Genomic DNA, 25,329 nt, shown 5'->3' with positions numbered 1-25,329 from the left:
AGGACATGGCGGAGGAACGGCTCACCCGGCGCACCGTGACCGTGGTCATGGCGGTCATCGCGGCCCTGGCCTTCGTCTTCTCCTTCGGCAACGTCTGGGCCCTCGCCCTACGCCTTGGCGTCCCCCACCCGATCGCGCCACTGATCGCGCCCATGGTGGACCTGTCCGTCGTCGGTCTCCTGGTCGCACTGCGCTTCCTGGCCCTGCGCGGTGTACCGAAGGCGGAGTTGCGGGCCGGTACCCGGCTGCTGCACCTGTGCGGCCTGCTCACCCTCGCGCTGAACACCGCCGAACCGCTGTTGGCCGGACGCTATGGACGGGCCTGCCTGGACACCGTCGCCCCGCTCCTGCTCCTCGGCTGGGGCCACGTCGGCCCCGCCTTCCTCGCCCAGTTCCACACCCTCACCCACCCCACCAGGCACCTGGAGGACACTCCCGCTGCTATCTCCGAACCGGTGCCCGACGAAGCACCCGCGCCCGAACCCTCGACGCCCGCCCCGACCGTCGCCACCTCTTCGGCCGAGGAACCGCAGCCCGTTACGTCTCCGGTCACAGTTCTGCCGGTCGCTGTCTCCAAGACGACCCGATCCGCCTCCGGCCCGGCCCTGCCTGCCGCCCTGCTGGACGCGGCCCGGCGCATCGCGGACATCCACCGCGCCGAGCACGGAACCCCGATCACCGCCACCCACCTGGGGACTCGCATGGGCATCGCCCTGCCCGTGGCCACCGCCGCCCTCGCTCAACTCTGAGCCCCGGCCCTCGCGAGCCACACCACCCCCGCTCAACCCCACGCCCGCCCATTGGCCTGGTTCGTCATGCCCCGAGCAGCAACCAACACGCCTCCTCCCCTGCTGGTTGCTGCTCGGGGCCACCCACCCGAACAGAAGGGACACGCCCCGAATGGTCACCCTGGACCTGCGCCACGTGGCAAGCCCCGCCGTACGGGACCTGCTCCACCTCGTCAACCACCCCGACTTCGACCGCACACAGCAGCAGATCGAACACCTCGGCGGCTGCACCGAACCCATCCGCCTGACCGGCCGCACCACCACCGTCAGCACCACGACCGGTGAAGTCCTGCGCTCCTACGCCGCCTCGGACGAGCCCACGGGCAGTCTGCTCACCGCGTGCGGCAACCGCCGTGCCTCGCGCTGCCCGGCCTGCTCCCGCCTCTACGCCGCCGACACCTACCACCTCATCCGCGCCGGCCTCTCCGGCGGCAAGACCGTGCCCGACACCGTCCGCACCCACCCCCGCGTCTTCGCCACCCTCACCGCACCCTCCTTCGGCCCCGTCCACAACCGCCCCGACGCTCGGCCCTGCCGCTGCGGCACCCGCCACGAACTCACGGACCCCCTGCTCGGCACACCGCTGAATCCGGCGACGTACGACTACGCGGGCGCGGTCCTCTTCAACGCCCACGCCGGAGCCCTGTGGGCCCGCTTCACCACCTACCTGCGCCGCGAACTCGCCACCCGACTCGGCCTCACCCAGAAGACCGCCCGCTCGGTCCTGCGAGTGTCCTTCGCCAAGGTCGCCGAGTACCAGAAGCGCGGCCTGGTCCACTTCCACGCCGTGATCCGCCTCGACGGACCCAACGGCAGCACCCAGCCCCCGCCCTCATACGCCACCGACGCCGTGCTCACCGACGCCATCCGCGCCGCCGCACCGCGCGCCCGAATCTCCGTCGCCTCGGACGCGGTCGGGGAACGCCAACTCGGCTGGGGCCAGCAGCTCGACGTACGCGAGATCGCCGCCTTCGGTGCTGAGACCGAATTCACCGACCAGGCCGTGGCCGCCTACGTGGCCAAGTACGCCACCAAGTCCGCCGACGCCTCCGGCACCCTCGACCACGCCCTGTTCTGCCGCCCCTGCCAGGGGCGCGGCGCAACCCTTCTGCCCCACGGGACCCCGCTCCCCTGCACCGCGTGCGACGGCACCGGCCAGGCCCGCCCGCTGCCCCGGCTCGCCGTCGCCCGGCACGTGCGGCAGATGATCCGCACCTGCTGGGAACTCGGCAAGCTGCCGGAGTTCGCCGAACTCAAGCTCTGGAAGTGGGCACACATGCTCGGCTTCCGGGGCCACTTCTCCACCAAGTCCCGCCGCTACTCCACCACCCTCGGCACGCTGCGCGCCGCCCGCCGCGCCTGGCGCACCGAACAGGCCCGCTCTCACGCCGGCCTGCCCGAGCACGACCCGGACACCACCCTCGTCATCGGCCACTGGGCCTACCAGGGCTCGGGCTACAGCCCCGGCGCCGCACTCCTCGCCGCCCACGTCTGGCACCGCAGAGAACTGGAACGCCGGTTCGTCGCCGAAGGTGGCTGCGGATGAACGCGCAGGAACCCGCCCCGACCTGGCGGGGACTGAGGGCGTCGGAGGAACTGCTGACTGTGCCCCAGGTCATGGAACGCCTCCAGCTCGGCCGTTCCGCCGTCTACGACCTGCTTCGCACCCGCCAGCTCTCCTCGATCACCCTCGGCCGCGCCCGCCGCATCCCCGCCCACGCGCTGGCCGACTTCATCCGCACCCGCCTCGAACAGGAAGCCGCCGCCTGATGACCACGCCCCGCGACACCCCCGCCTCCCGCCGCAGCCGTGCGAACGGCGACGGAACCGTTTACCAGCGCAAGGACAGCCGCTGGGAGGCCGCTGGATACGTCCTCGCCCCCGGTAACACTCGCAAGCGCGTCCGCGTCTACGGCAGCACCCGCAAGGAAGCACTGGCCAAGCTCACCGAGAAGATCGCCGCCAGCAACCGCGGCCTCCCCGTGCCCTCCGCGCAGGGCAGCATGGCCGCGTACCTGACGTACTGGCTGGAGAACGTCGCCGTCCACCACCTCCGCGAGAACACCCACACGCGATACGCCGCCTGCGTCGACCGGTACCTGATCCCCGGCCTGGGCAAGAAGAAGCTCACCAAACTCACCGCCAAGGACGTCCGCACCTGGCTCAACCAGCTCCGCACCACCTGCCAGTGCTGCGCACGCGGCATCGATGCCCAGCGTGATGAGCCCCGTTGCTGCGCCACCGGATCATGCTGCTCCAAGCGGCTCTCCCCGCTGACCCTGACCTACATCCACTCCGTGCTCAAGTCCGCCCTGGAGCACGCCGTCCGCGAAGAAGAGATCCCGCGCAACGTCGCCCGCAACGTCCGCACCGGCACCCCACGGCCCCGACGCTTCGAACCCCTCACCACCGATGAAGCCCGCCGACTCCTCACCACGGCCCAGGGTCACCGGCTCCATGCCCTGTTCGAACTCGCCCTTCACACCGGGCTCCGCAAGGGCGAACTCCTCGGCCTGCACTGGGAAGATCTCGACCTTGATCGGGGCACCGCTGCCGTCCGCCGCACATTGCAGCGCACCAGCACCGGCGGACTCACCACGTTGCCCACCAAGACCCGTGCCTCCGAACGCCGCATCGCCCTCCCCACCCGCTGCCTCCACTCGCTGAAGCAACACCACGAGCAGCAGCAGCGCGAACGGCACGCGGCAGGAACTGAGTGGCAGCACAACGGGTACGTGTTCACCACGCCACAGGGCAGGCCGATCGACCCGACCAACCTCACCCGCGCCTTCACCACGCTCCTCCGCAAGGCCGGCCTCCGTCGCATCCGCTTCCACGACCTCCGCCATTCGACCGCGACCCTGCTTCTGGAGCAGGGCGTCGAACTCGTCGTAATCAAGGAACTCCTCGGCCACGCCCACATCGGCGTCACCGCCACCGTCTATGCCCACGTGAGGCTCCGCCTCCAGCGAGACGCTATCGACGCCCTCTGCAGCGCGCTCGACGGCCCGACGAACACCGGGACAGGCAACGCCGACGGCGACGAACCGCCGCCCTGCGCCGCGCTCGTCCGCTGACGTTGCCGTCAACTACTGCCGTCACCCCACGCAGAAGCCCCGCCAGGACTCACCTGACGGGGCTTCAACTTTACTACTGGCAACCAGTGCGACGGTTGCAGGATCGAGCGAAGAAGTTACGCCTCACTTCCCGCTGATCAGTCTTCATCGAGAAGACCAATGGCTTCCGGAAGCCCCAGAATTACCCTCCTGCGCTCCGGGTTCTCTTCCAGTTCGGCGCACTCAAGAACCAGGGAAGTAACTTCCCGACGCCCCTCTTCCGATAGATCACGAAACAGGGCGGCAGCAGGTTCGAGAATGTCCGTCGCGATATCCGGATCAATATCTTCATCATCCGTCAAGTCGATCGAGACGACGAGGCTTACGAATGCGCGAACCAGGACCTTGTTGACATCCATCAGGGCACGACCCTCACTCGAATGTTGGTGATCAGGAGGCCGCCGAGGACTTTTCGAGCCCGCGCGGCCTCAGCCGCAGTGGGGACTTCCCACCGGCCGCTGTAACCGTTCTGCTCAAGTGCCAGAGATTGATTCATGGCTTGTCGGTATGTCTTGTTGAAGGTTGTGACGCTCACCTTTCGGTCGATCATCACGCCGTTGGCCGCATCAAACCCATCGAATTTGATCTGAGACAGCCGATTCCCGCCAGCCTTGTAGTACTGCAACGCCGGGGCCACGCCAGCCCTGGAACCCGCCGCCCCAGCATCATAAGCCCGCGCTGCGGAACTCATATTTGCGTTCTCGTTGACCCAATCGACGCTGCCATCGCAGTTGTGGACAAGAACCGGAGTCTGCCCCGCCAGCACATAGTACGTGTGCAGATCACTGACGGTGAGGTCGTGTGTGCGTTGCGGGCCCTGCTGGTTACGGACCTCGGTCACGGCCGTGCTGACGCCGTTCGGGGTGCGCAGCTCGTCGCCGACCCGGAGGTCACCGGCGTTCTTCCACCGCTGGTCGTCCTCGAGCCAGAACGGATGGTTGTCGGTCGCTGTAACGGCGGCGGGGCCCTGCCCGGTGGTGATGGTGAGCCGGGTGAAGTTCTTGTCGTCCTCGGTGGTGAAGGTGTTGGTCACCGGTCGTGCGGCGGTCAGCCCCGTCCGGGGGTCACTGGCGGCGACTCGGTCCCCGATGCGTACGTCCTCGATGGCCCGGGTGGCGCCGTCGGCGAGCAGCACCCGGGTCCCGGAGGGGAAGCTGTGCGGTGTGGCGCAGTCCGCGGCGTTCCGTTCCGACTTTGCCTGGTCGGCGAGTTTCTTCGCCTCGACCTTGGCCAGTGCGCGGGCGTCGATGAGGGTGCTGGCGCGGAGCGGGTAGGTGAGGCGGACCCTGCAGCCGCAGGCTCGGGCGTCGGCTTCGGCCTGGGCCTGGACACGGGCTGCGACCGAGGCGTAGAGCGGTCCGGCTCCCGGGTTGGAGCACTTCAGGGTGCCCGAGATGTCGTTGCCCCGGACGGGGAAGGTCCGCTGGGGGCTGGTGCACTGGCCGGCGGATTTGCCGTCGATGGTGAACGTGGCGTTCATCACGGCGGTGACCTCGCCCTTGGTGACGCGTTCCTTCCGGGCGATGGAGGTGACCTTGCCCGTGAAGCTCTGGGTGGCGGTGCAGCCCCCCGGGCTGCAGTCCATGTCGCCCGCGCCGTCCAGGGTGAAGTTGATGCCTCTGTCGGTTGCGTCCTTGAGCTGGTCCGCGTACTCGACCAGGGTGTCGAACATCTTGTCGGCGGCGTCGGCGAGGATCGGGGTCAGGTCCATTCCCTCTGCGTCGCCGGACGCCAGGGGCCCGGTGGTCACCGTGCGGGGAGCTGTCGGTGTCTCACCGTTCTCGAGCTGGTCCTTCATGTCGGACAGGCCTTCGAGGGGGTCGTAGGCCTCGAGCCTCAGCACTCGGTGCGGCTTGTCCTTCGTCACCAGCAGGCGGCCGGCGGAGGTGTCGATGCCGAGCGCGGGTGTTCCGTTCACGCTCAGTGGCTTCTGCCCGGACGTCCTCGGCTCGCTCGCCGGTGACGGCGACTTCTCCAGGTCGTTCAGGGCTTTGTCCAGAACTGCCGCGAGTTGCGGCGGGGCGATGGTGCGGGACAGTGCCTCGTCCATGAGGTCGGAACCGTCGTCCAGCCCCACGATCCACTCGCTGGGCGGTGCCTTCTTGCCCGCTTCCACGCTTTCCCTGGGGGCGGGGTCGACCTGCCATCGCGTGAACGTCTTGCCGCCGATGCGCAGCACGTCCCGGCCGTGGTCGTTGCGCCCGGAGGAGGTGGTGCCGAACTGGCTGCCGCCGGCGGTGACGCTGATCTCGTTCTCGGTGATGCCGAGGGTCGAGGTGTCCTTGTAACGCAGGCCAGGGGCGTCGGCCAGGTCGTCGACGGCTTCCCGGAACGGCTTGAGGTTCTGCCGGGACGCCTGAGTCTTGTCGGAGTCGGAGTCGGAGTCGGAGGACGTCAGCAACACCTGCCCTGCCACCAGCGCCACGACGACGAGGCCCACCACGCCTGCCAGCAGCGCCCGTTGAGCTCCGGTCAGAGCCCGGATCCACGCCATCAGCGGCCTGCCGGTCGGCCGGCCGGCAGGTGCTGGGGGCTGGGTGGGGGCCGCAGGCGTGGTCGCCCCGTTCGGGTTCGTTGCAGGCGGTGACGCCGGGTGCGTCGAGTTGTGTGGTGCCGGCGTGGCGGAAGGAGGGTTTGGCCCTGTGGGGGCGGGGTTGCCCAACGGGGGTGGGGTGGAGCGCGGCGTCTGCTGCCACGTGGCCGGGGTCGGCCCGGTCGCTCCTGGCTGATCTTCTGGTCCGGAATTCCAGTAGTGGTGATTCACCACGAATACCGCTCTCCTTGCACGTGTTCGTCATGGCCGAAGCCCCGTTGTGCGTTGCCGGATGCGCCGCTTGCTTCTGTCGGCAGTACACGGTGTGGGCGAGCGTGGGGTGGTTCCGGCTCTGCCGGGCCGACCGGCCGTTGTCACGGCGGAGGGTGATGGCCCGGTAGTGGCTGGCGCGTGGCCGGTTGTGTCTCGTCGGCTCGTTGTTCCGCGGGCCTGGTCCAGTAGTGGTCCGGCTCCACGGCGAACCCCGTTCTCTCGGGGTGTTCGTGGTACGGGAGCCCGGTGACGGCCGGGAGATGCAGGTGTCGCCCGCGGGGAGACCGAGCAGCTGCCGGCCTCAGGCGACCCTTGCGCAGATGGTGCCCTCGCCGTCGTGGACCTCCCAGGCATAGTCCTGGCCGCAGTTGCCCTCGGTGCCCTCCCCTACCGCGGTGATCTGCATGATGAAGTCGTATTCCACCGGCACCTTGCTCGCGTCGCAGTCCCAGACCGTCATCAGGCCCGCGCCGCCCGGCTTCCCACCCGCCCCTTTGGCGAGAAAGCAGGTTCCCTCCTGGAACCGCCTCTCCAGGCACAGAGCGGTGGTCGTGGCGTCGTCGTTCACATGGGACCAGGCGGAGCTGTCAGCTCCGTCCTCGCACGTGTCGGAGTCGTCGGTCACGTCGGTGACGCTGACGTAGGCGGTCGTCCAGTCGCACGGCACGGTGTCCGGTTCGTCCTCGCTCCATTTGCCGTATCCGTCGTCGTGGACGTTGAGGCAGTCCCCGGGGCTCACGTCCGCGAACGCCTCGTCGAGGGGGTCGGGCTCCTCGGGTGTGGGCGTTTCGTAGGAGTCGTCCTGCGAACTGTCGTTGCCACCGGTGCCGGCACCACCGTCGGAGGACTCGTATCCGGGCTCGGGTGGGGTGTAGGTCTCCTCGGAGACCGTGGGACGAGCCGAAGCGTTCCCCGCAGAGTCGGAATCGTTCTGCGCGACCCCGACAATGACGAAGATCAGGAGCAGGCCGACAGCCAGAGCGCCCACGGTCTCTTTGAGGGACGACCAGTTGATACGGCCCGGAGACGCCGCCGGTGTGGGTGCGGTGCCCGGAGCGCTGCCGGCCGAGGAGGCGTTGCTGGGGCGGGGTCCGTTCCGGGCAACGGTGGCTGCGGCAGAGGTGGTGGACACCGCGTGGCTGGCCGCGGTGAGTTGCTCGACCCATGCGTTCGAGGTGGGTCTGCGAGCCGGATCGGGGTCAAGGCTCGTGCGGGCCAGATCGCCGAGTTCCGGGCTGATGGCAGCCAGGGCGGAAGGGTCGGTGGTGGTCTGGTCACGGGCGAACAGACGGATGGCGAGCAGTCCGAGTTTGTACACGTCACTGGCCGGGGTTGCCTTTTCCTCACCACCGGGGACCTGCCAGTCGGGTGTTTCGGCCTGGGGAAGAGCGGTGGCGCCGTGCAGGCGCATTGCGTCGCAGTCGATGAGGAAGCACTGGGGTGCCGGATCGGTGGTGAACAGCAGGTTCTTGGGTGAGAGATCACCGACGGCAATACCGATGCGGTGAAGCCGGCTGAGGGTGACCGCGAGGTCGGCCAGGAGCAGGACCCGGTCGGGGTCGCTGATGCCGAGGCCGATGCCGGTGATGTAGGCGTCGGTGTTGAGCAGGTACTCCAGATTGGCCAGCCGCCGGGAAGCCGGGGAAGTGCTGGTGAGGCCTTTGAAGGTGAACTGGAAGCGATCGGGCACCAGGCGCATGAGCAGTCCGCAGACCTGGCCGTTGCGCCGGACCACCGCAGCAGGCCAGGCCGTGCTGTCGCACAGCCACCGGCCCTCCGTGGCACCCAGCGCGCTGGGCAGATCCACCTGTGCGGACAGTACTGCGACATCCAGTTCGGCCAGGACCGTGGGGGAGTACTCCTTGTAGGCCACTTCCCAGCCGCCGCCGGCATTCTTGTTGATCCTCTTGTTGGTGACCTCGTGCACCGTGCCCTGTCCGCCCTGGCCGAGCCTGCGCCCCAGGGCGAGCGTGCCGTATTCGACAGCGGGTGTGGAGCCGTGTGTCGCGTTCACGCCGGTACGTCTCCGGGGTGTGGCCAGATCGCCAGCAACGTGCGGTCGTCGTCGAAGGTCTCCCTGGAGAAGTCGAGGAGGTGCGCCAGCCACGCCGGAGATGTCGGTGCGTTCAAGTGGTGGGCGAACAGGGCGCCGACCAGGCCGTCGCCGTCACCGAGCGGATCCGCGAAGCCGTCGGTGCCGACCAGCAGGACCTGGCCGGGCTCCAGCCGCACCCTGGCCGCCTCCAGCACATCGGGGACGTGAGGAAGCGGGGTGACCTCGTTCGACACCAGCAGGCTGTCGGAACCGGTCTTGGAACTGAACAGCGGCCGGAACTGCTTCAGAGGCTGCTCCAGCACCCAGGCCATCGAGTCGGCGATGCGTACCAGCTCGGCCGTGGGGCCCTCTGGGCCGGGGCGTACGACGCCGGTCACCAGCGTCGTGGCGTAGAGGCCCGCCACCTCGCCCGGCTCCGGTTCCCTGCCCTCCAGGCGCCACAGAGCCAGCTGGCGGAGGCGTTCGGCGGCGTAGCGTGTCACGTCCTGGAAGTCGAGCGTTTCCCCACTCGACGACAGGAGGTGCAGCATGCGTTCCAGTGCGGCCTTGCATGCTTCCACGGCCCCGAGTTCCGAATTCGCGGCGCTGGACACACCGTCGGCGACGGCGAACACGATGCTGCCGGTGGCCTCGTGGACCGCTGCACGCGCCGTGTCCTGGCGGGGCTGGCGGTAGTAGCGGTGCTTGGCGCCGCGCACCGACGCGAAGCGAAGACGGAGAGCCGGTGTCGACCAGCCGTCGCACTCGGTATCGGGGAAGTCGTAGGCGTACTGGCCTGGCGGCCGGGCCTCGAACTCGGGGCCCGGCGTGCCCACGGTGACCTGCTGCCACGGCACGGTACGGACGGCGGAGGGCGGGGCGGGCACCGGCGGACGGTTGCGGGGCGCGGGCGCATCCATCATCCGACCTCGTCGATCGCCATGCTGAACTGGTCGGGGCGGTTCACCACGAGTTCCGGAACGCCCGAACCCAGCGCGTGGCCGGAGGCGACAAGGCTCGCGGTGAGCGCGTGGAAGAACTCGGCGACCGCCCGACCGATGTCGGTTCCGGGCTTGGCCACGAACGCGAACTCCGGCCGGGTGGCCACTTCCACCATCGTGGAGGCCCGGGCATCACCGATCCCGCAAGCCACGATGTTGGGGGCGGTCGGCGTTTTCGCCCGGTCGGTGAGCCGGCCGTGCGGCTGCCGCCAGGCCCCCTTGTCCGTCGGCTGCCCGTCGCTGAGGAAGAACACCACCGGCCGGTGCACCTTGTAGCCCTCGCTGCGCAGCCACCGGACGTCTGCCGGGATCCGGGTCAGCAGGTCCTCGAAGGCCGCCTCGTAGCTGGTCAGGCCCCGGATCTCGATCTTGGGCAGGCTGGTCTCGTGGCGCATGTCGGCCACCGCCAGGCGTACCTGCACGTCGTCGGAGAAGCCCAGTACCGCCAGGCGTAGTTTGGCCGCGACCATGGGCTCGGCCCGAAGCCCCTCGCACAGCGAGTTCAGGCCGTCGGAGAGATCGCCCTCGTACGGGGCCATCGAGCCGGATTCGTCGGCCAGCACGTAGGCCGGCAGCAGTACACCCCTGGTTTCCGCCATGTGGACCTGTTCCTCGCTTCCATTCCGCACGCCGCACCGCGATGGCCTGCTTCCGGCCAACCGGCTTCTGACGGCTGGGACTTGACTCGTTTGTGCGCCGACCGCAGGTGCCGCAGCGCTACCCTTCCCATCCCGGGGAAGGGCGATCTTGCGGACACCCGGGGACCGGCCGGGCAGAACGGGGAAGGAAGATCCGCCGGCGGCCTTCCGTCCCCCACCCGTACCGCCGGGAGATGCCATGCCTGACTCCGTTGCACGCAGGTGACTTGGCCCCGGCCCCGCGCGGTCTCGCCAACCATGACCGCAGGCGTTTCAGCACGGATGAAATTTTGATGATGTGCGAGGTGGCAGTGCAGGGAAGCCAGAGGAGCGCGACGGGCGGCGGGGCATCTGAGCGGCTCCGGATCGAGATGCTGGGCCCGGTCCGCGTACGCCGCGGTACGACGCCGGTGGACATCGGCCCCGCACGTCGGCAGGCGGTGCTGGTGGCACTGGTCCTACGCCGGAACGGACCGGTCGGCTACGCGCGGCTGCTCGACGACGTGTGGGGAACGCACCCACCGGAATCCGGCCACCGCGTACTTCCCAGCTACGTCTTCGCGTTGCGCAAAGCACTCGACCCGCAAGGAACCAAGCCGGGAAGTTCGGTGATCCGTGGCGGTGGCGGCGGATACCGCTTCGTCCTCGACGACCTCGACCTGGACACCGTCGAACTCGAGGCGCACGCCCGGGCGGCGCGGCGGGCCAAGGACTCGGGCGACCTGGCCACCGCCACCGACAGGTTCACGGCCGCGCTCGCCCTGTTCCGGGGAGAGCCGCTGGCCGGGCTGCCCGGCCCGCACGCCCGGGTCGAGCGGCAGCGGCTGACGGAACGCCGTGTCGCGCTCCAGGCGGGAAGACTGGAGTGTCTGGTCGGGCTGGGACGCGCCGGTGAAACCCTCGACGAGCTGGCCGTGCTCACGGCGGCCGCCCCCCTCGACGAACCGCTGTTGGGCCTGCGGATGCGAGCCCTGTACGCGGCCGATCGGCAAGGCGATGCGCTGAGGGCCTTCGCCGACATGCGCGTCCGCCTCGCCGACGAACTGGGTGTCGACCCCGGCCCGCAACTCCAGCGCATCCACGAGGCGGTCCTGCGGCGCGACGACACGCTCCTCCTCAACGGTGCGCCGGCCCGCCCGGTCCGTTCCCGACGTCCGGTGAACAACCTGCCCGGCGCCCTCGGGCACATCGACGGACGCGCACGCGAACTGGAACTGCTGACCGCACCGTCACCGAGCGGCACGGTGTCCCTCACGACCGTCGACGGCACCGCGGGCGTCGGCAAGACCACGCTCGCCCTCCACGCCGCCCACCGACTGCGCGATGACTTCCCGGATGGATGCCTCTACGCGGGCCTGCGCGCACACAACGAGGAACAGCGGCCCCTCACACCGCAACGGATCCTGCGCAGACTCCTGCGCTCCCTGGGCGAGCCCAGCCACGAGTCACTGAACGATCTCGACGAACTCACCGCCGCGTGGTGCACCACCACGAGTTCGCTGCGGCTCCTGCTGGTACTGGACGATGCCGCGAACGCACGGCAGGTCGCACCGCTGCTTCCGGCCGGGCCGGGCAGCCGCGTACTGGTCACCAGCCGCCGCCGTCTGGCCGAACTCGACGCCGATCTCAGGATCACCCTGGAACCCCTGGAGGCCGACGGCGCGGCATCACTGCTGAGGCGCCTGGTCGGGGACGCGCGTGCCGACGAAGAGCCGGAGGCCATGGGCGAGCTGGCCCGGCTCTGCGACGGCCTGCCCCTGGCACTGCGGATCGTCGGGGCACGGCTGCAGACCCGGCCCACATGGACACCCGCGTTCCTGGTGGACCGGATGACCGGTGACGAGGACCGGCTCGTCGAACTCAGTGCCGGGGACCGCAGCGTCGAAGCGGCCTTCCACCTCTCCTACGACCAGCTCCCCCCACAGCTGCAGCGCGCCTTCCGGGTCCTGGGACTCGTGCCGACGACCGAGGTCGACAAACTGGCGACGGCCGCGATGCTGGGCTGCCCGCCCTCCGAGGCGGAGAACGTACTGGAGGGGCTCGTCGACGTCAGCCTCCTCCAGCAGCCCGGACCGGGCCGTTACCGTTTCCACGACCTGGTCCGGGCGCACGCCCGCCGCTGCGCCCGAGCCGTGCCCGAGGAGCATGCCCCGGCGCGCGCCGCCCTGTTCCGCCTCTATCTGGAAGCGGGCCGCCTTGCCAGCGACTGGGGTCCCGGCGGATTCCCCACCGGGCCACGAGCCACCGGCACGATGTTCTCGGACTGGCAACATGCGGAGCGGTGGCTGGACGCGGCGGGCACCGAGCTGCCGGATGTCGTCGCGCACGCCGCCGAACTGGGCGAGGCCGATCACGCCTGCTGGATCGCCGAGGCGCTGGTCGACTTCTTCCTGCGCCGAGGCCACTATCACGAGTGCCGGGCCACCCTTGAGACGGCGTTCGGCTGCGCGGACGAAGCGACCGACCGGCGGATGGCTCCCGCCCTGCGAAGCGGGATGGGGATGATCGACCTCTACCAGAACCGGTTCGAGGAGGCGCCCGCATGGTTCGCCACGGCCCTGGAGCTCAGCCGCCGGAACGGTGAAACACGTGAAGAGGCCCGCGCTCTGGCCGGGCTGGGGGCCTCGGCATTCAACCTGGGCAGGGGAGAGGAAGCCATCCCCCAACTGACCGACGCCCTCGCCCTTTCCGAGAGGGTGAACGACCGATGGCTCACCGGCATGGCGCTCAGCCTGCTCGGCTCGATCCACCACCTCCACGGACGCATCGAAGCCGCACTGGACTGCTTCGGACTCGCCTACTCCCACGCCGAGACCAGCGGCAGACCCAATCTGCTGAGCCAGACGCTCTACTGCATCGCGGAGGTCCACCTCGGCCAGGGCCGCAACCGCGAGGCGTACGGACTGTTCCGCCGCGCCCTCGACCAGGTCGCGCAGAGCACGCCCACGTTCCAGCAGGCGCTTCTGCTGACCCGGCTCGGCACCGCCCGGGAAACCACCGACCCGGACGAGGCCCTGACCCTCCACCACGAAGCACTCGCCCTGCACGAACGGCTGGACCCCCTGAAGGAACCGCAGTACGACCGGCTGGAGATGGACATCCGTTGCCGGCTCGGCCAGACGTACGTCACCGCGGGCCGCCTTCACGAGGGACGGGAACAGTTCCTGGCCGCGCTCGCCGTCCCCGGAGCCCCGACGCACCTCTTCGAGTACGCACGGGCGGAAGAGGGCCTGAGCCGTTGTCATGCCGAACCCGAGGACGGCTGTTTTGGCGATCAGGCATAGGCGTGTGGTCCTGGGGCGCTTCACCCGGGCCGTACCACCTGCGCCGCACCCGTGACGGGTGCGGGGCAGGGCGGTTCCTACGCCTCCGTCACCGCCGTGGCGCGCCACGGGGCCAGACGCTGTACGTCGCGGGCCGTTGCCGTGACGCCGCTCAGGAAGCCCTGGGCGCGGGGGGAGGCCGTGTCGCGGAGCCATTCCGGGGCGATGTCGCAGACCGCGACCTTCGCCTCGGTGCCGGCCAGGGCCAGGGGCAGGGTGTGGACGACGGTGGAGGGGAAGCTGAGGACCGTGCGGCCGATCGGGCCGCGGCGGGCGATGAGTTCCAGGGGGAGGTCGGGGCGGACGATCTCCAGGCCGGTGAGGGCCTCCAGGGCGTGGAGTTTGTCGGTGGACTCGCGGCGGTGGGCGAAGTAGCGGGTCGCCCCGTGGGTGCGGGACAGGGCCGCGACGGCCTCCAGGTACTGGTCCCGGTCGACCACGCCCGTCTCGACGAGGGAGGTGCCGACCAGGTCGGCTCCCTTGGTGAGGTTCGGCGGGCCGAAGCGGGCGCGGGTCCAGGCGAAGGTGTTGGGGGTGATGGTGACGCCGGGCGGAGCCTCGACCGGCATCGCCGTGAAGACCTCGACCGTGCGGGTGTCGGACGGGACGAAGCGGCTGCGGGCGCGGGCCGTGACCGGTGCCAGGACCAGTTCGCGCGGGCCCGAGCCGCCCTTGCGGTGCCAGCGCACCAGGCGTTCGCCGCGTGCCAGCTGGGCGACGAACTCCATGGTGGCGGTGCCGTCGTCGACCACCGTGAGGCTGCGGGCCCGGACCATGGTGAGCAGGAGCTGCACGTACCGGGAGAACGGGTCGCCGATGACGATGTGGCGGGCGCCGCGGACGAGTCCGGCCAGGTCGCGGAGGCTCTTGAGGGGAGCGCTCGCGCCGCCGCGCGCCTCCTGCCAGCGGACATGGATGCCCTCGTCGCGGGCCAGCTCCGCCATCCGGCGCAGCTGGCCGCGCGACATCGGGTCGACCGGGGGGAGGACGACGACCGTGATGTCCGTCAGGACCCGGTCGTCGCCTCCCTCTGCGTAGGCCCACTCCAGGACGTTCAGGAGCTGGACCGGGCTCTCGACGAAGGCGAGGTTCACCGGTCGGCCCGTCAGACCGCGACCGGCTCGGCGGCCGTGGCCGCCTCGCTCTCGGCGACGACGCCCGTGACCCGACGGAGCTTCTTCATCGGGCCGAGCTCGGACTCGTACACCTTCTTGACGCCGTCGCCGAGCGAGGCCTCGATGGTGCGGATGTCGCGGACCAGGCGGCTGAGGCCCTGCGGCTCGACGGAGGCGGCCTGGTCGGAGCCCCACATGGCGCGGTCCAGGGTGATGTGGCGCTCGACGAACGTGGCGCCGAGGGCGACGGCGGCCAGGGTGGTCTGGAGGCCGGTCTCGTGGCCGCTGTAGCCGATCGGGACGTTGGGGTACTCCTGCTGGAGGGTGTTGATGACCCGCAGGTTCAGCTCCTCGGCCTTGGCCGGGTACGTCGAGGTGGCGTGGCAGAGCAGGATGTTGTCCGAGCCGAGGACCTCCACCGCGTGGCGGATCTGCTTCGGGGTGGACATGCCGGTGGAGAGGATGATCGTGCGGCCGGTGGCGCGCAGCGCGCGCAGCAGCTCGTCGTCGGTGAGCGAGGCCGAGGCGACCTTGTGGGCGGGGACGTCGAACTTCTCCAGGAAGGCGACGGCCTCGGTGTCCCACGGGGAGGCGAACCAGTCGATGCCGCGCCGGGCGCAGTGCTCGGAGATGGCCCGGTACTCGTCCTCGCCGAACTCGACGCGGTGGCGGTAGTCGATGTACGTCATCCGGCCCCAGGGGGTGTCGCGCTCGATGTCCCACTGGTCGCGCGGGGTGCAGATCTCCGGGGTGCGCTTCTGGAACTTGACCGCGTCGCAGCCCGCCTCGGCGGCGATGTCGATCAGGGCGAGGGCGTTGTCGAGGTCGCCGTTGTGGTTGATGCCGATCTCGCCGGTGATGTAGACGGGGCGGCCGGGGCCGGCGGTGCGGGTGCCGAAGGTGCGCAGGCGGGAGGTGCTCATGAGGTGTGTTTCCTTAGCTCGGGTGGCTCTGATGACGTGGCGGGCTTGGGGACCCGGGATCACTTGGGGGACTTGGCGTTGGTCGTGAGGGTGGGGCCGAGCAGCCAGGCCGCGATCTCGCGGATGGCGCCGAAGCCGCCGGGGACGGTCGTGACGGCGCGTGCGGCCGCCCGTACCGAGTCGTGGGCGCTCGCGACGGCGACGGGCCAGCCGGCGAGTGCGAAGCAGGGCAGGTCGTTGACGTCGTTGCCGACGTAGAGGACGCGTTCGGGGGCGATGGACTGTTCGTCGCACCACTGCTTGAGCGCGAGGTCCTTGCGGTCGATGCCGTGCAGGACCGGGATGCGGAGCTTGTTCGCGCGGGCCGCGACGACCGGGTTCTGCTCGGTGGACAGGATCAGCAGCGGCAGCCCGGCCCTGCGCAGTGCGGCGATGCCGAGGCCGTCGCCGCGGTGGACGGCGACGATCTCGCGTCCGTCGGCGTCGATGAGGACCCGGTCGTCGGTCTGGGTGCCGTCGAAGTCCAGCACGACGGCGTCGACGTCGTCGAGGGTGGGCAGCGGCGACGGGTCGAGCAGCGGGGCGAGGGCGCGGGCGCGGGCCAGGTCGTGCGGGTCGTCGACCTCCAGGACCCGGGCGGCGTCGGTGCGCACCAGTGCGGTGTGGCCGAAGAAGCGGTGGCGGTGGGTGCGGAAGCCCTCGACGTCCATGGCGTACGCGGTGCCGGTCTCGAGGAGGTCCTCGGGGCGGTCCTGGCGCATCTGGCGTACCGACTTGTCATGGTTGACGCCGTAGTTGCCCTCCTCGATCGCGCCGCCGTCGCGCCAGAGGAAGCCGTGGAAGGGGGCGACCGTGACCGCCGTGTCGGCGCCCTCGCGGGCGACCGCGGCGGCGACGCCGTCGATGTCCTCCCGTACGACGAAGGGGCTGGTGCACTGGACGAGCAGCACCACGTCGGCCTTCCGGTCGCGCATCGCCTCGTACGCGTCCAGGGCATGCAGCACCGCGTCCTCGCTGCTGGACCTGTCCCCGGCGATGGCCGCGGGGCGCTGGACGATGTGCAGCCGCTCGGGGGTGCCCGTCGTGTCGCCCGCGGCGCGGGCCGCGTCGGCGATGGCCGCGTCGTCGGTCGTCACGACGACGTCCGTGACCTCGTGGGAGGCCAGGCAGGCGCGTACGGCGCGGGCGACCAGCGGTACGCCGCCGACCTGGGCGAGGTTCTTGGCCGGTACGCCCTTGGATCCGCCGCGGGCGGGGATCACGGCGAGCACGGTGGGCGGCGTCATCGCTGCTCCTGGGGTCGGGGTCGGGTCGGGAGTCGGGGTCGGAATCGGCAAGGCGGTGGCCGGCGGGGTGGTGGGCGGCGGGGTCACAGCTCGCCCATCCGCCGGATGACGGGGGCGACCCGCTGGACGCCCTGCCGGTACGCGCCGCGCGCCGCCTCCCGGACCGCTTCGCGGACCGCGCCGCGCACCCCGCCCGTCTCGCGCGGCCGTTCGGCGCCCGGCAGCGGGTGGCCGTCGGGGGCGAGGTGGTGGCGGGCGAGGATGCCGGGGAGGTAGCCGGGCGCGGTGGCCGGGGTGTAGTAGGGGGCGAGGTCGGGCAGCCGGGGCGCGGCGAGCAGCGCGTCGACGCGGGCGCGGGCGTGGTCGTAGGCGGTGGCGTACGTGCCGTCGGCGGCGACGCCCTGGCCGGCCAGCCACTCCGGGTCGGGCTCGGGGCGCAGGCCGCCGTCTAGGTGGTCCCAGGAGGTGAGCAGGCCGGAGCCGACGAAGTGGTGGTTGCCGAGGGCCTCGCGGACGCCGAGGTCTGTGAGGACCGCGGTCGGGATGCGCCGGTGCAGGGACTCCAGCGCGGCGGTCGAGGAGACCGTGACCAGCAGGTCGGTGCGGTCCAGGACCTCGCCCATGTTCCCGTACGCCAGACGGAAGTTGGGCGGTGTTCCGCCGGGCAGCCTCTCGGCGAGCCGCTGGTACGGGAGTTCCTCGATGTGCGTGGTGTGCTCGCCGGGCTTGGAGCGCAGCTTCAGCACCACCTCGCGGCCGGGGTGCAGCCGGGCGTGCTCGACGAGCCTGCGCAGCAGGTACGTGCGGTCGGCGCGGGAGGCCGGCACGGACGGCTGGGCGGCGAAGACGACGGTGTCGCGGCCCTCCTCCGGGCGGTGCGGCTCACCGCCGAGGAACGGCAGGGCGGCCTCCGTGACGGACGAGGCGTCGGCGCCCACTCCCTCGTACACCGCGCGGAAACGCTCCGCGTCGTGGCGGGAGTTGGCGAGGACGACGTCCGCGCCGTGCCGCAGCAGCAGTCCGTCGGCGAGCTTCTCGTACACGACGCCGACGTAGCCGGTGACGACGACGGGACGGGCCGGCAGCCGCAGCGCGGCGAGGCCGTGCAGCATGGCCTGGACGCCGCCGCCGACGAGGGCGAGGACGACCACGTCGTACCCCTCGTCGCGCACGGTGTGCAGGAACTCGACGGCCGTCACCTCGCGCACCCGGTCGGGGCCGATGCCGACGTCGCCGACCTCGGCGAGCTGGCGCGGGGTCGGGGTCGCCCGGCCGCGCAGCAGCAGTCCGCTGATCTCGACGCGCTGCGCCGACGCGTCGGACGCACCGGCGGTGAGGCGGCGCGCGGTGAGCGCGCCCCATTTCCACCGGGTGTCGGAGTCGGCGAGCACGGCTACCCGGAGGGCGGTCGTCTTTTCGGTACGTGGGGGCACGTCCCAGAACTTAGGAAGGCATTTCGATTCGCGGCCCAACGCGATGGCAACAGCTGGTTAACAGCCCGTCGACGATTGGCTAATCGGCCCGGTTCACGCCCCGGAGAACCCGCGCATTCACGCCGGTTCACCATTTCCGCATGTGCCGTTCACCCGCAGTACTTCTCCGGGACAAGGCAAATGCCGAAACCGCCCTTAGCGTGACCGAGTGGTTAAGCTCTCCGTCATCGTGCCGTTCTACAACGTGCGGACATATGCCTCCGACACCCTTCGAAGTCTGCGCGCCAACGCGCGCGAGGACTTCGAGTTCGTCCTCGTCGACGACGCCTCGACCGACGGGACCGCGGACGTCCTGCTCCGGGCGCAAGGCGAGATCCCCGGGGTGGTGCTGCGGCGGCACGAACAGAACCAGGGGCTGGCGACCGCCCGCAACACCGGCCTCGACGCGGCGGGCGGCCAGTACGTCACGTTCCTCGACGGGGACGACTGGCTGGCCCCCGGGTACTGCGCCGAACTGGTCGCCGCCATGGACCGGCTGGGATGCGACTTCCTGCGGACCGACCACGTGCAGTGCCACGGCAAGTCGCGCACCGTGGCCCGGGTGCCGCACGGCCTGCGCGACGTGCCGATGGACCCGCGCGACGCGATCCTCCCGGTCGGGCGCACCACGTCCGTCGACTACCCGTACGCCTGGGCCGGCGTCTACCACCGCCGCCTGGTCGAGCGCGGGCTGATCCACTTCACGGACGGGCTGCGCACCGCCGAGGACCGGCCGTGGATCTGGCGGCTGCACCGGGAGGCGGAGTCGTTCGCCGCGGTCGGCCTGCTCGGGGTCTTCTACCGGCGCGGGGTGTCCTCCTCGTTGACCCAGATCGGCGACATCCGGCAGCTCGATTTCATTCGCGCGTTCGACCAGGTTCTCGACGAGACCGCGCGGGACCCGGAGGCCGACGCACTGATGCCGAAAGCGGTGCGCACCTATTGCGCACTGATCTCCCACCATTTGGCGACCATTTCGAAATTCGAGCCGGCCGTGGCCCGCGGTCTTCTCGACATGGGCGCGGCGGCGCTGCACCGCATGCCGCAGGACATTCTGAAAGAGACGATCGACGCCATGGACGCCGACAGGTCCGCCCGGCTGCGACGGCTGCGCCGTCGTCCCTTCACCGCTGCGAGGGCCGCCGCATGACCACTCAGATCCTCTGCGCGTCCACCCTCTACGGCGCGGCCACCCTGGCCGCGGCCGTCGACACCGGTCTCATCCGGCCCGCCGACCGGCGCATCCTGCTGATCAGCAACAACGCCGCCGTCCCCGAGGTCGCGCCGTCGCTCGACGCGATGCCGGGCTTCGGGGCGATCCGGGACCGGTTCGACGAGGTGCTCTCCTGGAACGCGGCGATCGAGCCGTTCCACCCGTCGGGCTGGTCGCCGCGGGCCGAGGACGTACCGCTGTGGGAGCGCCATCTGCGCAGGCTGTGGCAACTGGGCGACGACGACGTCGAGTTCGCCGTCGAGTCCATCCAGGTCAACCCGGCCCTCGCGGTCACCGGGATCTTCACGGGCGCGGCCGTGGACGTGTACGCGGACGGGCTGATGAGCTACGGGCCCACCCGGATCAAGCTCGACCCGCTGCTCGGCACGCGGGTGCGCCGGGTCCTCCACCTCGATCTGGTGCCGGGCCTGGAACCCCTGCTGCTCACGGAGTTCGGCGTCGGGGCGGAGACCGTTCCCGACGACGCCTTCCGCGCGGTCCTGGAACAGATCGGGGCGCGCACGCCCGCGCCGGAGATCCCGTACGACGCTCCGGCGCTCCTGCTCGGCCAGTACCTCTCGGCGCTGGGCATCCTCACCGCCGAGGAGGAAGAGGAGCTGCATCTGCGCATGTTGCGCGGGACCGCCGCGCGCGGGCACCGGCAGATCGTCTTCAAGCCCCATCCGACGGCGCCCGCCCGCTGGTCCCGGCTGCTGGAGGCCGAGGCCGCCCGGCTCGGTGTGGAGTTCACCGTGCTCGACGCGCCGGTGCTCGCGGAGACGCTGTACGAGCGGTTGCGGCCGGTGCTGGTCGTGGGCTGCTTCTCCACCGCGCTGTTCACGGCGCGGCAGCTGTACGGTCTGGACACCGCCCGTACCGGCACGGGGATGCTGCTGGAGCGGCTGACGCCGTATCAGAACAGCAACCGGGTACCGGCGGTCCTCGCCCACACCCTGCTGCCCGAGCTGGAGACGGGGCGCACCCGGACGCCCAGCGACACGGGCCGGCTGGTGACCGCGATCGGGTTCACGATGCAGCCGCGGATCCACCCGGGGCTGCGGCCGGCCGCCACCGCGTACCTCTCGGACGGTGTCACGCCGGACGAGCAGCGGCTGTTCCCGCGACGCAGACTCACGGTGCTCGGGCTCCCCGGCGGTCTGCCCGGACAGCTCGCCGCGCTCTCCCGCAGACCGGCGGTGCGGCGGGCGGCCCGGAAGGCGCGCCGGCTGGGGCGGGCCGTACTGCGCTGACCCCGAGCATCGGACGGGCGGGACCACAGGTGGTCCCGCCCGTCCGGCGTTCCGGGTTCGCCCGGTCTCAGCCGAGCACCCTGCTCATTCCCAGCCGCCCCCACAGCAGCGCCGCGCCGAACGACAGCAGCGTGGTCGCCGCCGTCACCGCGACCATCAGCGCGGCGGCCGACGGCAGGGACAGACCGGTGGAGACGAACAGGTCCGTGAGCACGCCGAGGACCAGGACGTGGACCAGGTAGGCGCCGAACGACGCGTCGGCCAGCCGGGTCAGTCGGGGGCGCAGCCCCTCGGGAATCCGCAGCCGGTGCAGGGAGAGCAGCACCCCCGCGCTGAACAGCGCAACCAGCACGCTGGCGTACGGGATCGCGTAGTGGACCCGGTACTGGTAGCCGATCACCGCGGCCAGCGCCACCAGCGCCGGCAGGATCCACAGCAGGCGCTTGCGCCCGGTGGCCCCGGCGGGCAGTGCGAGCAGGAACGCGCCCAGCACCGCGTAGATCAGCTGGTACGGGCCGAAGCCCCAGCCGAAGCGCGGCAGTTCCGCCCCGGTGACCTCGGCGAGGTCGCCGAAGAGGGACGGTGCCGCCGCCAGGACCAGGAGCGCCGCGCCCAGCCCCCACGGCCGCCTGCCCGACCGCACCAGCACCACGAAGGCCAGGAGCATGACCACGGGGATGTAGGCGTACAGGTACCAGAGGTGGTAGGCGGGGCGGACCGAGGCGAGGAGCGAGTCGAGCGCCAGCTCGCCGACCGGGTCGTCGTTGGTGCCGCGCAGTCGCCCCCACGCCAGGTAGAGGGCGGTCCACACGGCGAGCGGCAGCACGATGCGCACGATGCGCCGCCGCAGTTGCGCGCCGTCCTTCGGCGGGGCGCCGACCAGGACGACCCATCCGGCGATGGCGAAGAACAGTGGCACGGCGAACCGGCCGGCCGAGTCCGCCACCAGCCCCGCCCAGTAGGTGCCCGTTCCGCCCGAGGGCTCGCGGCCGACGGCGTTCACGAACGCGGAGCCCGTGTGGCAGAGGATCACGCCGACCGAGCAGAGCAGCCTGATCAGGTCGATGTCGTGACGGTGCTCGCGGGGCGGGCGCCCGCCCCGCGGGTCCGCCGCCACCGGTACGGGTGGTACGGACGATGCGGGCGGTGCGGGCAGTGCGGACGAGGAGGCCGGCGGTACCGGCGGGGAGGCCGTCACACCCGCAGGGTGCTGCGGGTGCGCCGTACCGTGCTGCGCAGCCGGGCCGCGGCGCCCGGGGTGCTGCCGCCGGGCAGGGAGAGCTTGCCGAGCCGCCGGCGCTTGAAGTAGCGCCGGGTGCTGTCGTCCAGCCGCTCCCGCAGCCAGCTCTCCGCCTCGTCGCGCAGCTCCGGGTGGAGTTCGGACTGCATGCAGTAGCCGACCGTGCGGACCAGCGGTCCCAGGGTCGCGGGCGCGGCGGCGGGCAGGGCGGGCACCTCCCCGCCGCCGTGCCGTTCCAGGTCGGGCACGTAGTGGTCGACGATCGTCAGCGGGACGCGGTTGCTGTTCTCGTACGGGGCGATGCGGTCCAGGACCAGGCCGGTGCCGACGCGGGCGACCGGGATGCCGTGGTACACGGCGGCGGTGAGCATGGCGGTCGAGAAGCAGCCGACGACGAGCGTGGGCGCGCACCGCTCGAAGAGGGTCTCCGCCAGCAGGGGCGTGTCCAGCGTGACGAGCCGGACCCCGGCCTCGGTCGCGGCCCGCTCCAGGGCGTCGGAGTAGCGGACGGGGGCGGTGGGGTGGGGCTTGAAGAGGACGGAGGTGTGACCGGCCCGGGCGGCCCCGTGCAGCATGCGGATGTGCAGGGCCTCCTCCTCCTCGACGGTCAGGATGTCGAGGGCGGCCAGGTACTGGCCCAGGAGCACGGCGGTGGGGGCCTGCGCGACCGCCTCGGCGAGCTGCCGGTCGCCGTCCGCCGACGCGGCGATCTCGCCCAGCACCTTGCGGAAGGCGTCCTCCGGCACGAGTTCGGTCTCCACGTCGAACTCGGACAGCAGCATGGGCTTCAGGCCGGGCACCAGGTCGAGGTGGAGGACCCGCCGGACCCGGCAGCCCATCGACTGGGGCAGCCTGGTGCGGGTCGGGCCGTAGCTCATGAGGCCGTCCGCGTAGACGTGCAGGGCGCTCTCGGAGAAGATCGCCGCGAGTGCGCGGGCGGGGTCGACCTGGATGGACTCCAGGACCAGTTCGACGGGTTCCTCGCCCAGGTCCCAGGCGAGCCGCAGCGCGCGCTGCCACAGCACGACGTCGTCGGCGCGCGGCCCCCAGGCGCCGGGGTGGTAGGGGCGGATCGTCTCGTTCCAGCTGATGACGGAGTCGAAACGGGCGGCGATGCGGTCGTAGCCGAGCAGCGCGTCCGGTCCTGCGGCGGTCTCCGGCACCGGGGCGTTGTTGCACACCAGCAGGATGCGGCGGCTGTCCGCCGGCGGTCCGAACTGGCCGGCGTCGAGGGCGGCGGCGAGCGTGGCGGCCCCGTACAGGGTCGAGACCTGGAAGATCTGGGTGCGGGTGGGCATGGTCAGGCGGCCTTCTGCTTGTCACGCAGGCGTCGGAGCAAGGTGCTGCGCTTCGTGTCCATCGTCGTCAGGATGTGGTCCAGCACGTGCGGGGGCATGCGGTGCAGCGCGGCGGCCGATTCCTGCCGCAGCCGGCGGGCCGTGGCGGCCTCGTACTCCCCCGCCTTCTCGGTGTGGAAGGCGATCAGCGCGCAGTAGGTGCGGACCGCCTTGGGCAGCAGGAGTTCCGCGTCCCGGTCCTGCTCCAGCTCCGCCAGGAGGGTGTCGTAGGCGGGGAAGAAGTCCAGTTGGCGGGAGTCCTTGATCTGGGTCAGCGAGGTGGTGACCCCGCGCCGGTAGAAGATCCCGTGGAGTCCCAGGACCGCGCAGGAGCGTGCCCGCAGGTGCAGCCGCCAGGTCCACAGCCGGTCCTCGGCGGTGCGCAGCGCCGGGTCGAAGAGCATGTCCCCGTCCTCGAAGAGCCGCCGGTGGTAGAGGCCGGCCCAGACGAAGGGGTAGTCGACCATCGTCTCCATCCCCGGGTACGCGATGCCCTCCCGGGGGTCGGTCGCCCGGTCCCGGATGCGGGCCGGGGCGCGGCGGACCACCCGGCTCGTGCCCGTCGCCTGGACGTGGTCGTGGCGGACGAAGTCGACGCCCAACTCCTCGGTGGCGTCCAGCAGCCGGTCCAGGTGCCCGGGTGCGTACCAGTCGTCGCCGTCGAGGAAGGTGAGGTACTCCCCGCCCGCCGCCTCGATGCCGCTGTTGCGGGCGGTGGCGATGCCGACGTTGACCTCGTGGCGGATGACCCGGGCCTGCGGGAGCCGCTCGGCCCAGCGGTCGATGACGGCCGGGGTCTCGTCCGTGGAGCAGTCGTCCACCAGCAGGAACTCCACGTCCCCGGCCGCGTTGCGGGCCAGGCTGCCCAGCGTGGTGTCGGCATACGGGGCGACATTGTGGAGCGGTACGACAACGGACAGTTTCGGCACGCCGGCCCTCGCCTTCGGTCTTGTGGCCGCCCAACGTAATGAGGCGCGCCGAGGACGGGGTGGCCGACGGGGCGACGGGTGGTGAACTCTGGACGACGCTCGCGTGACGCGGTGCGTGAACGCCGGCGGTGCGCGGGCACCGGCACCGCGCGGGCGTCAGGACACCCCGTACCGCGCCTCGATGCCCGCGACGATCAGCCGCAGCCCGTCGTCGAAGCGTTCGTCGTAGTTCGCGAAGATCTCGGCACCGGCCGCCGCGGCGAGCGGGTACGCGGCCATGCGGTCGGCCCGTTCGCCGATGTCGAAGCCGTCCCGCCGTTCGTCCGGCATCGGCAGGACGCCCTGCTCCTCGGTGACGAAACCCATCGTGTACGAGTAGGCCGTGGTGCCCGCCCGCACCGCCTGCCACAGCTCGAACCCGGCGTCGACCATGGTCCGCAGGTGGGCCTCCAGGCTGTCGGCGTGGTCGGTGCCGGTGAACCTGGCGCCGCTGTAGACCTTGGCCCCGTCGCGGTAGCGCAGCAGGGCGGCGCGCAACGCACTGTTGTACGCGACGAGTTGGTCCTGCCAGCGCTCCGGGGCCGGGCCCGGCAGCCCCTCGGCGAGCATCCGGCGGTACATCACGGTGGCCATCTCGTCGAGCAGCTCCTGTTTGTCCTTGAAGTGCCAGTAGAGGGCGGGCGCCTTGACGTCCAGCTCCCTGGCGATGGCGCGCAGGGTGAGGCCGTCGAGGCCCACCTCGTTCAGCAGCCGCAGCCCGGTGTCGGCCACCCGGGCCCGGTCGATCTTCGTCGTACCCACCTTGACAATTTAACAGCGTTAAGCCCACACTCCCGACCATGGAACTTAACAGCGTT

Annotated in this window: 20 protein-coding genes; 7 read left to right on the top strand and 13 right to left on the bottom strand. The window is 71.0% G+C overall.

All coding sequences use genetic code 11. The annotated features are described in order from the left end of the window. Positions 1 to 5: 5 nt before the first annotated feature. From ABZZ04_RS13640 to ABZZ04_RS13625, 4 genes are all read left to right on the top strand, one after another. Positions 6 to 749, top strand: a complete 744-nt coding sequence (locus ABZZ04_RS13640; protein WP_356932372.1) for a DUF2637 domain-containing protein — start codon at positions 6 to 8, stop codon at positions 747 to 749. Between the two features lie 151 nt (positions 750 to 900). Then, positions 901 to 2,334, top strand: coding sequence for a replication initiator (locus tag ABZZ04_RS13635; protein ID WP_356932371.1), 1,434 nt, complete (start codon positions 901 to 903; stop codon positions 2,332 to 2,334). Next, positions 2,331 to 2,558: a helix-turn-helix domain-containing protein gene (locus ABZZ04_RS13630; RefSeq protein ID WP_356932370.1), complete on the top strand. Its 228-nt coding sequence runs from the start codon at positions 2,331 to 2,333 to the stop codon at positions 2,556 to 2,558. Before ABZZ04_RS13635 ends, ABZZ04_RS13630 begins: the two co-directional genes overlap by 4 nt. Beyond that, entirely contained in the window at positions 2,558 to 3,865 is a 1,308-nt protein-coding gene (locus ABZZ04_RS13625; protein ID WP_356932369.1) for a site-specific integrase, read from the top strand. The genes ABZZ04_RS13630 and ABZZ04_RS13625 overlap by 1 nt, the downstream gene beginning before the upstream one ends. Positions 3,866 to 4,002: 137 nt before the next feature. Here ABZZ04_RS13625 and ABZZ04_RS13620 read toward each other — a convergent pair whose 3' ends face one another. The 5 genes from ABZZ04_RS13620 to ABZZ04_RS13600 all read right to left on the bottom strand — a co-directional run bounded on the left by ABZZ04_RS13620 (position 4,003) and on the right by ABZZ04_RS13600 (position 10,345). Next, a complete protein-coding gene (locus ABZZ04_RS13620; protein WP_143615896.1) occupies positions 4,003 to 4,263 on the bottom strand; it encodes a hypothetical protein in 261 nt (86 codons plus the stop codon). Beyond that, on the bottom strand, positions 4,263 to 6,398 hold the full coding sequence (locus tag ABZZ04_RS13615; RefSeq protein ID WP_356932368.1) for a polymorphic toxin-type HINT domain-containing protein: 2,136 nt from the start codon (positions 6,396 to 6,398) through the stop codon (positions 4,263 to 4,265). The genes ABZZ04_RS13620 and ABZZ04_RS13615 overlap by 1 nt, the downstream gene beginning before the upstream one ends. 613 nt (positions 6,399 to 7,011) lie before the next feature. Further along, entirely contained in the window at positions 7,012 to 8,724 is a 1,713-nt protein-coding gene (locus ABZZ04_RS13610) for a hypothetical protein (RefSeq protein ID WP_356932367.1), read from the bottom strand. After that, a complete protein-coding gene (locus tag ABZZ04_RS13605; protein WP_356932366.1) occupies positions 8,721 to 9,632 on the bottom strand; it encodes a protein phosphatase 2C domain-containing protein in 912 nt (303 codons plus the stop codon). The genes ABZZ04_RS13610 and ABZZ04_RS13605 overlap by 4 nt, the downstream gene beginning before the upstream one ends. A 32-nt stretch (positions 9,633 to 9,664) precedes the next feature. Beyond that, the gene (locus tag ABZZ04_RS13600) at positions 9,665 to 10,345 is read right to left on the bottom strand and encodes a hypothetical protein (protein ID WP_356932365.1); all 681 of its coding nucleotides are present in this window, start codon (positions 10,343 to 10,345) and stop codon (positions 9,665 to 9,667) included. Between the two features lie 344 nt (positions 10,346 to 10,689). Here ABZZ04_RS13600 and ABZZ04_RS13595 point away from each other — a divergent pair, with 344 nt between their 5' ends. Continuing rightward, positions 10,690 to 13,668: a BTAD domain-containing putative transcriptional regulator gene (locus ABZZ04_RS13595; RefSeq protein ID WP_356932364.1), complete on the top strand. Its 2,979-nt coding sequence runs from the start codon at positions 10,690 to 10,692 to the stop codon at positions 13,666 to 13,668. Between the two features lie 77 nt (positions 13,669 to 13,745). On the opposite strand, the gene ABZZ04_RS13590 is transcribed toward ABZZ04_RS13595, so the two are convergent. From ABZZ04_RS13590 to ABZZ04_RS13575, 4 genes are all read right to left on the bottom strand, one after another. Beyond that, on the bottom strand, positions 13,746 to 14,801 hold the full coding sequence (locus tag ABZZ04_RS13590) for a hypothetical protein (protein WP_356932363.1): 1,056 nt from the start codon (positions 14,799 to 14,801) through the stop codon (positions 13,746 to 13,748). Between the two features lie 11 nt (positions 14,802 to 14,812). Next, entirely contained in the window at positions 14,813 to 15,745 is a 933-nt protein-coding gene (locus ABZZ04_RS13585; protein ID WP_356932362.1) for an N-acetylneuraminate synthase family protein, read from the bottom strand. A gap of 59 nt (positions 15,746 to 15,804) precedes the next feature. Continuing rightward, positions 15,805 to 17,031 carry an acylneuraminate cytidylyltransferase gene (locus ABZZ04_RS13580; RefSeq protein WP_356932361.1) on the bottom strand — a complete coding sequence of 409 codons (1,227 nt, stop codon included), beginning with the start codon at positions 17,029 to 17,031 and terminating at the stop codon, positions 15,805 to 15,807. A gap of 83 nt (positions 17,032 to 17,114) precedes the next feature. Then, positions 17,115 to 18,464, bottom strand: coding sequence for a DUF6716 putative glycosyltransferase (locus ABZZ04_RS13575; protein WP_356932360.1), 1,350 nt, complete (start codon positions 18,462 to 18,464; stop codon positions 17,115 to 17,117). A gap of 208 nt (positions 18,465 to 18,672) precedes the next feature. On the opposite strand from ABZZ04_RS13575, the gene ABZZ04_RS13570 reads away from it, so the two are divergent. Next, positions 18,673 to 19,653, top strand: coding sequence for a glycosyltransferase family 2 protein (locus ABZZ04_RS13570; protein ID WP_356932359.1), 981 nt, complete (start codon positions 18,673 to 18,675; stop codon positions 19,651 to 19,653). After that, positions 19,650 to 20,966, top strand: coding sequence for a polysialyltransferase family glycosyltransferase (locus ABZZ04_RS13565; protein WP_356932358.1), 1,317 nt, complete (start codon positions 19,650 to 19,652; stop codon positions 20,964 to 20,966). The genes ABZZ04_RS13570 and ABZZ04_RS13565 overlap by 4 nt, the downstream gene beginning before the upstream one ends. Before the next feature lie 67 nt (positions 20,967 to 21,033). On the opposite strand, the gene ABZZ04_RS13560 is transcribed toward ABZZ04_RS13565, so the two are convergent. The 4 genes from ABZZ04_RS13560 to ABZZ04_RS13545 all read right to left on the bottom strand — a co-directional run bounded on the left by ABZZ04_RS13560 (position 21,034) and on the right by ABZZ04_RS13545 (position 25,273). Then, complete coding sequence (locus tag ABZZ04_RS13560; protein WP_356932417.1) at positions 21,034 to 22,083, bottom strand: acyltransferase; 1,050 nt, start codon at positions 22,081 to 22,083, stop codon at positions 21,034 to 21,036. 77 nt (positions 22,084 to 22,160) lie between these two features. Continuing rightward, on the bottom strand, positions 22,161 to 23,504 hold the full coding sequence (locus ABZZ04_RS13555; RefSeq protein WP_356932357.1) for a polysialyltransferase family glycosyltransferase: 1,344 nt from the start codon (positions 23,502 to 23,504) through the stop codon (positions 22,161 to 22,163). A 2-nt stretch (positions 23,505 to 23,506) separates the two neighbouring features. Continuing rightward, positions 23,507 to 24,472: a glycosyltransferase family 2 protein gene (locus ABZZ04_RS13550; protein ID WP_356932356.1), complete on the bottom strand. Its 966-nt coding sequence runs from the start codon at positions 24,470 to 24,472 to the stop codon at positions 23,507 to 23,509. Positions 24,473 to 24,628: 156 nt separating this feature from the next. Beyond that, positions 24,629 to 25,273, bottom strand: a complete 645-nt coding sequence (locus ABZZ04_RS13545) for a TetR/AcrR family transcriptional regulator C-terminal domain-containing protein (RefSeq protein ID WP_356932355.1) — start codon at positions 25,271 to 25,273, stop codon at positions 24,629 to 24,631. Positions 25,274 to 25,329: the final 56 nt, after the last annotated feature.

The sequence above is a fragment of the Streptomyces sp. NPDC006435 genome (genome assembly GCF_040612315.1).
Taxonomy (GTDB): domain Bacteria; phylum Actinomycetota; class Actinomycetes; order Streptomycetales; family Streptomycetaceae; genus Streptomyces.
Note: the sequence above shows the minus strand (reverse complement) of the source record. Positions and strands in the feature narration are given on the sequence as shown.

Coding starts and splice junctions, on each gene's coding strand:
- ABZZ04_RS13585 (WP_356932362.1), bottom strand. CDS start 15,745: ATGAGCACCTCCCGCCTGCGCACCTTCGGCACCCGCACCGCCGGCCCC.
- ABZZ04_RS13615 (WP_356932368.1), bottom strand. CDS start 6,398: ATGGCGTGGATCCGGGCTCTGACCGGAGCTCAACGGGCGCTGCTGGCA.
- ABZZ04_RS13635 (WP_356932371.1), top strand. CDS start 901: ATGGTCACCCTGGACCTGCGCCACGTGGCAAGCCCCGCCGTACGGGAC.
- ABZZ04_RS13600 (WP_356932365.1), bottom strand. CDS start 10,345: ATGGCGGAAACCAGGGGTGTACTGCTGCCGGCCTACGTGCTGGCCGAC.
- ABZZ04_RS13640 (WP_356932372.1), top strand. CDS start 6: ATGGCGGAGGAACGGCTCACCCGGCGCACCGTGACCGTGGTCATGGCG.
- ABZZ04_RS13565 (WP_356932358.1), top strand. CDS start 19,650: ATGACCACTCAGATCCTCTGCGCGTCCACCCTCTACGGCGCGGCCACC.
- ABZZ04_RS13625 (WP_356932369.1), top strand. CDS start 2,558: ATGACCACGCCCCGCGACACCCCCGCCTCCCGCCGCAGCCGTGCGAAC.
- ABZZ04_RS13555 (WP_356932357.1), bottom strand. CDS start 23,504: ATGCCCACCCGCACCCAGATCTTCCAGGTCTCGACCCTGTACGGGGCC.
- ABZZ04_RS13580 (WP_356932361.1), bottom strand. CDS start 17,031: ATGACGCCGCCCACCGTGCTCGCCGTGATCCCCGCCCGCGGCGGATCC.
- ABZZ04_RS13630 (WP_356932370.1), top strand. CDS start 2,331: ATGAACGCGCAGGAACCCGCCCCGACCTGGCGGGGACTGAGGGCGTCG.
- ABZZ04_RS13620 (WP_143615896.1), bottom strand. CDS start 4,263: ATGGATGTCAACAAGGTCCTGGTTCGCGCATTCGTAAGCCTCGTCGTC.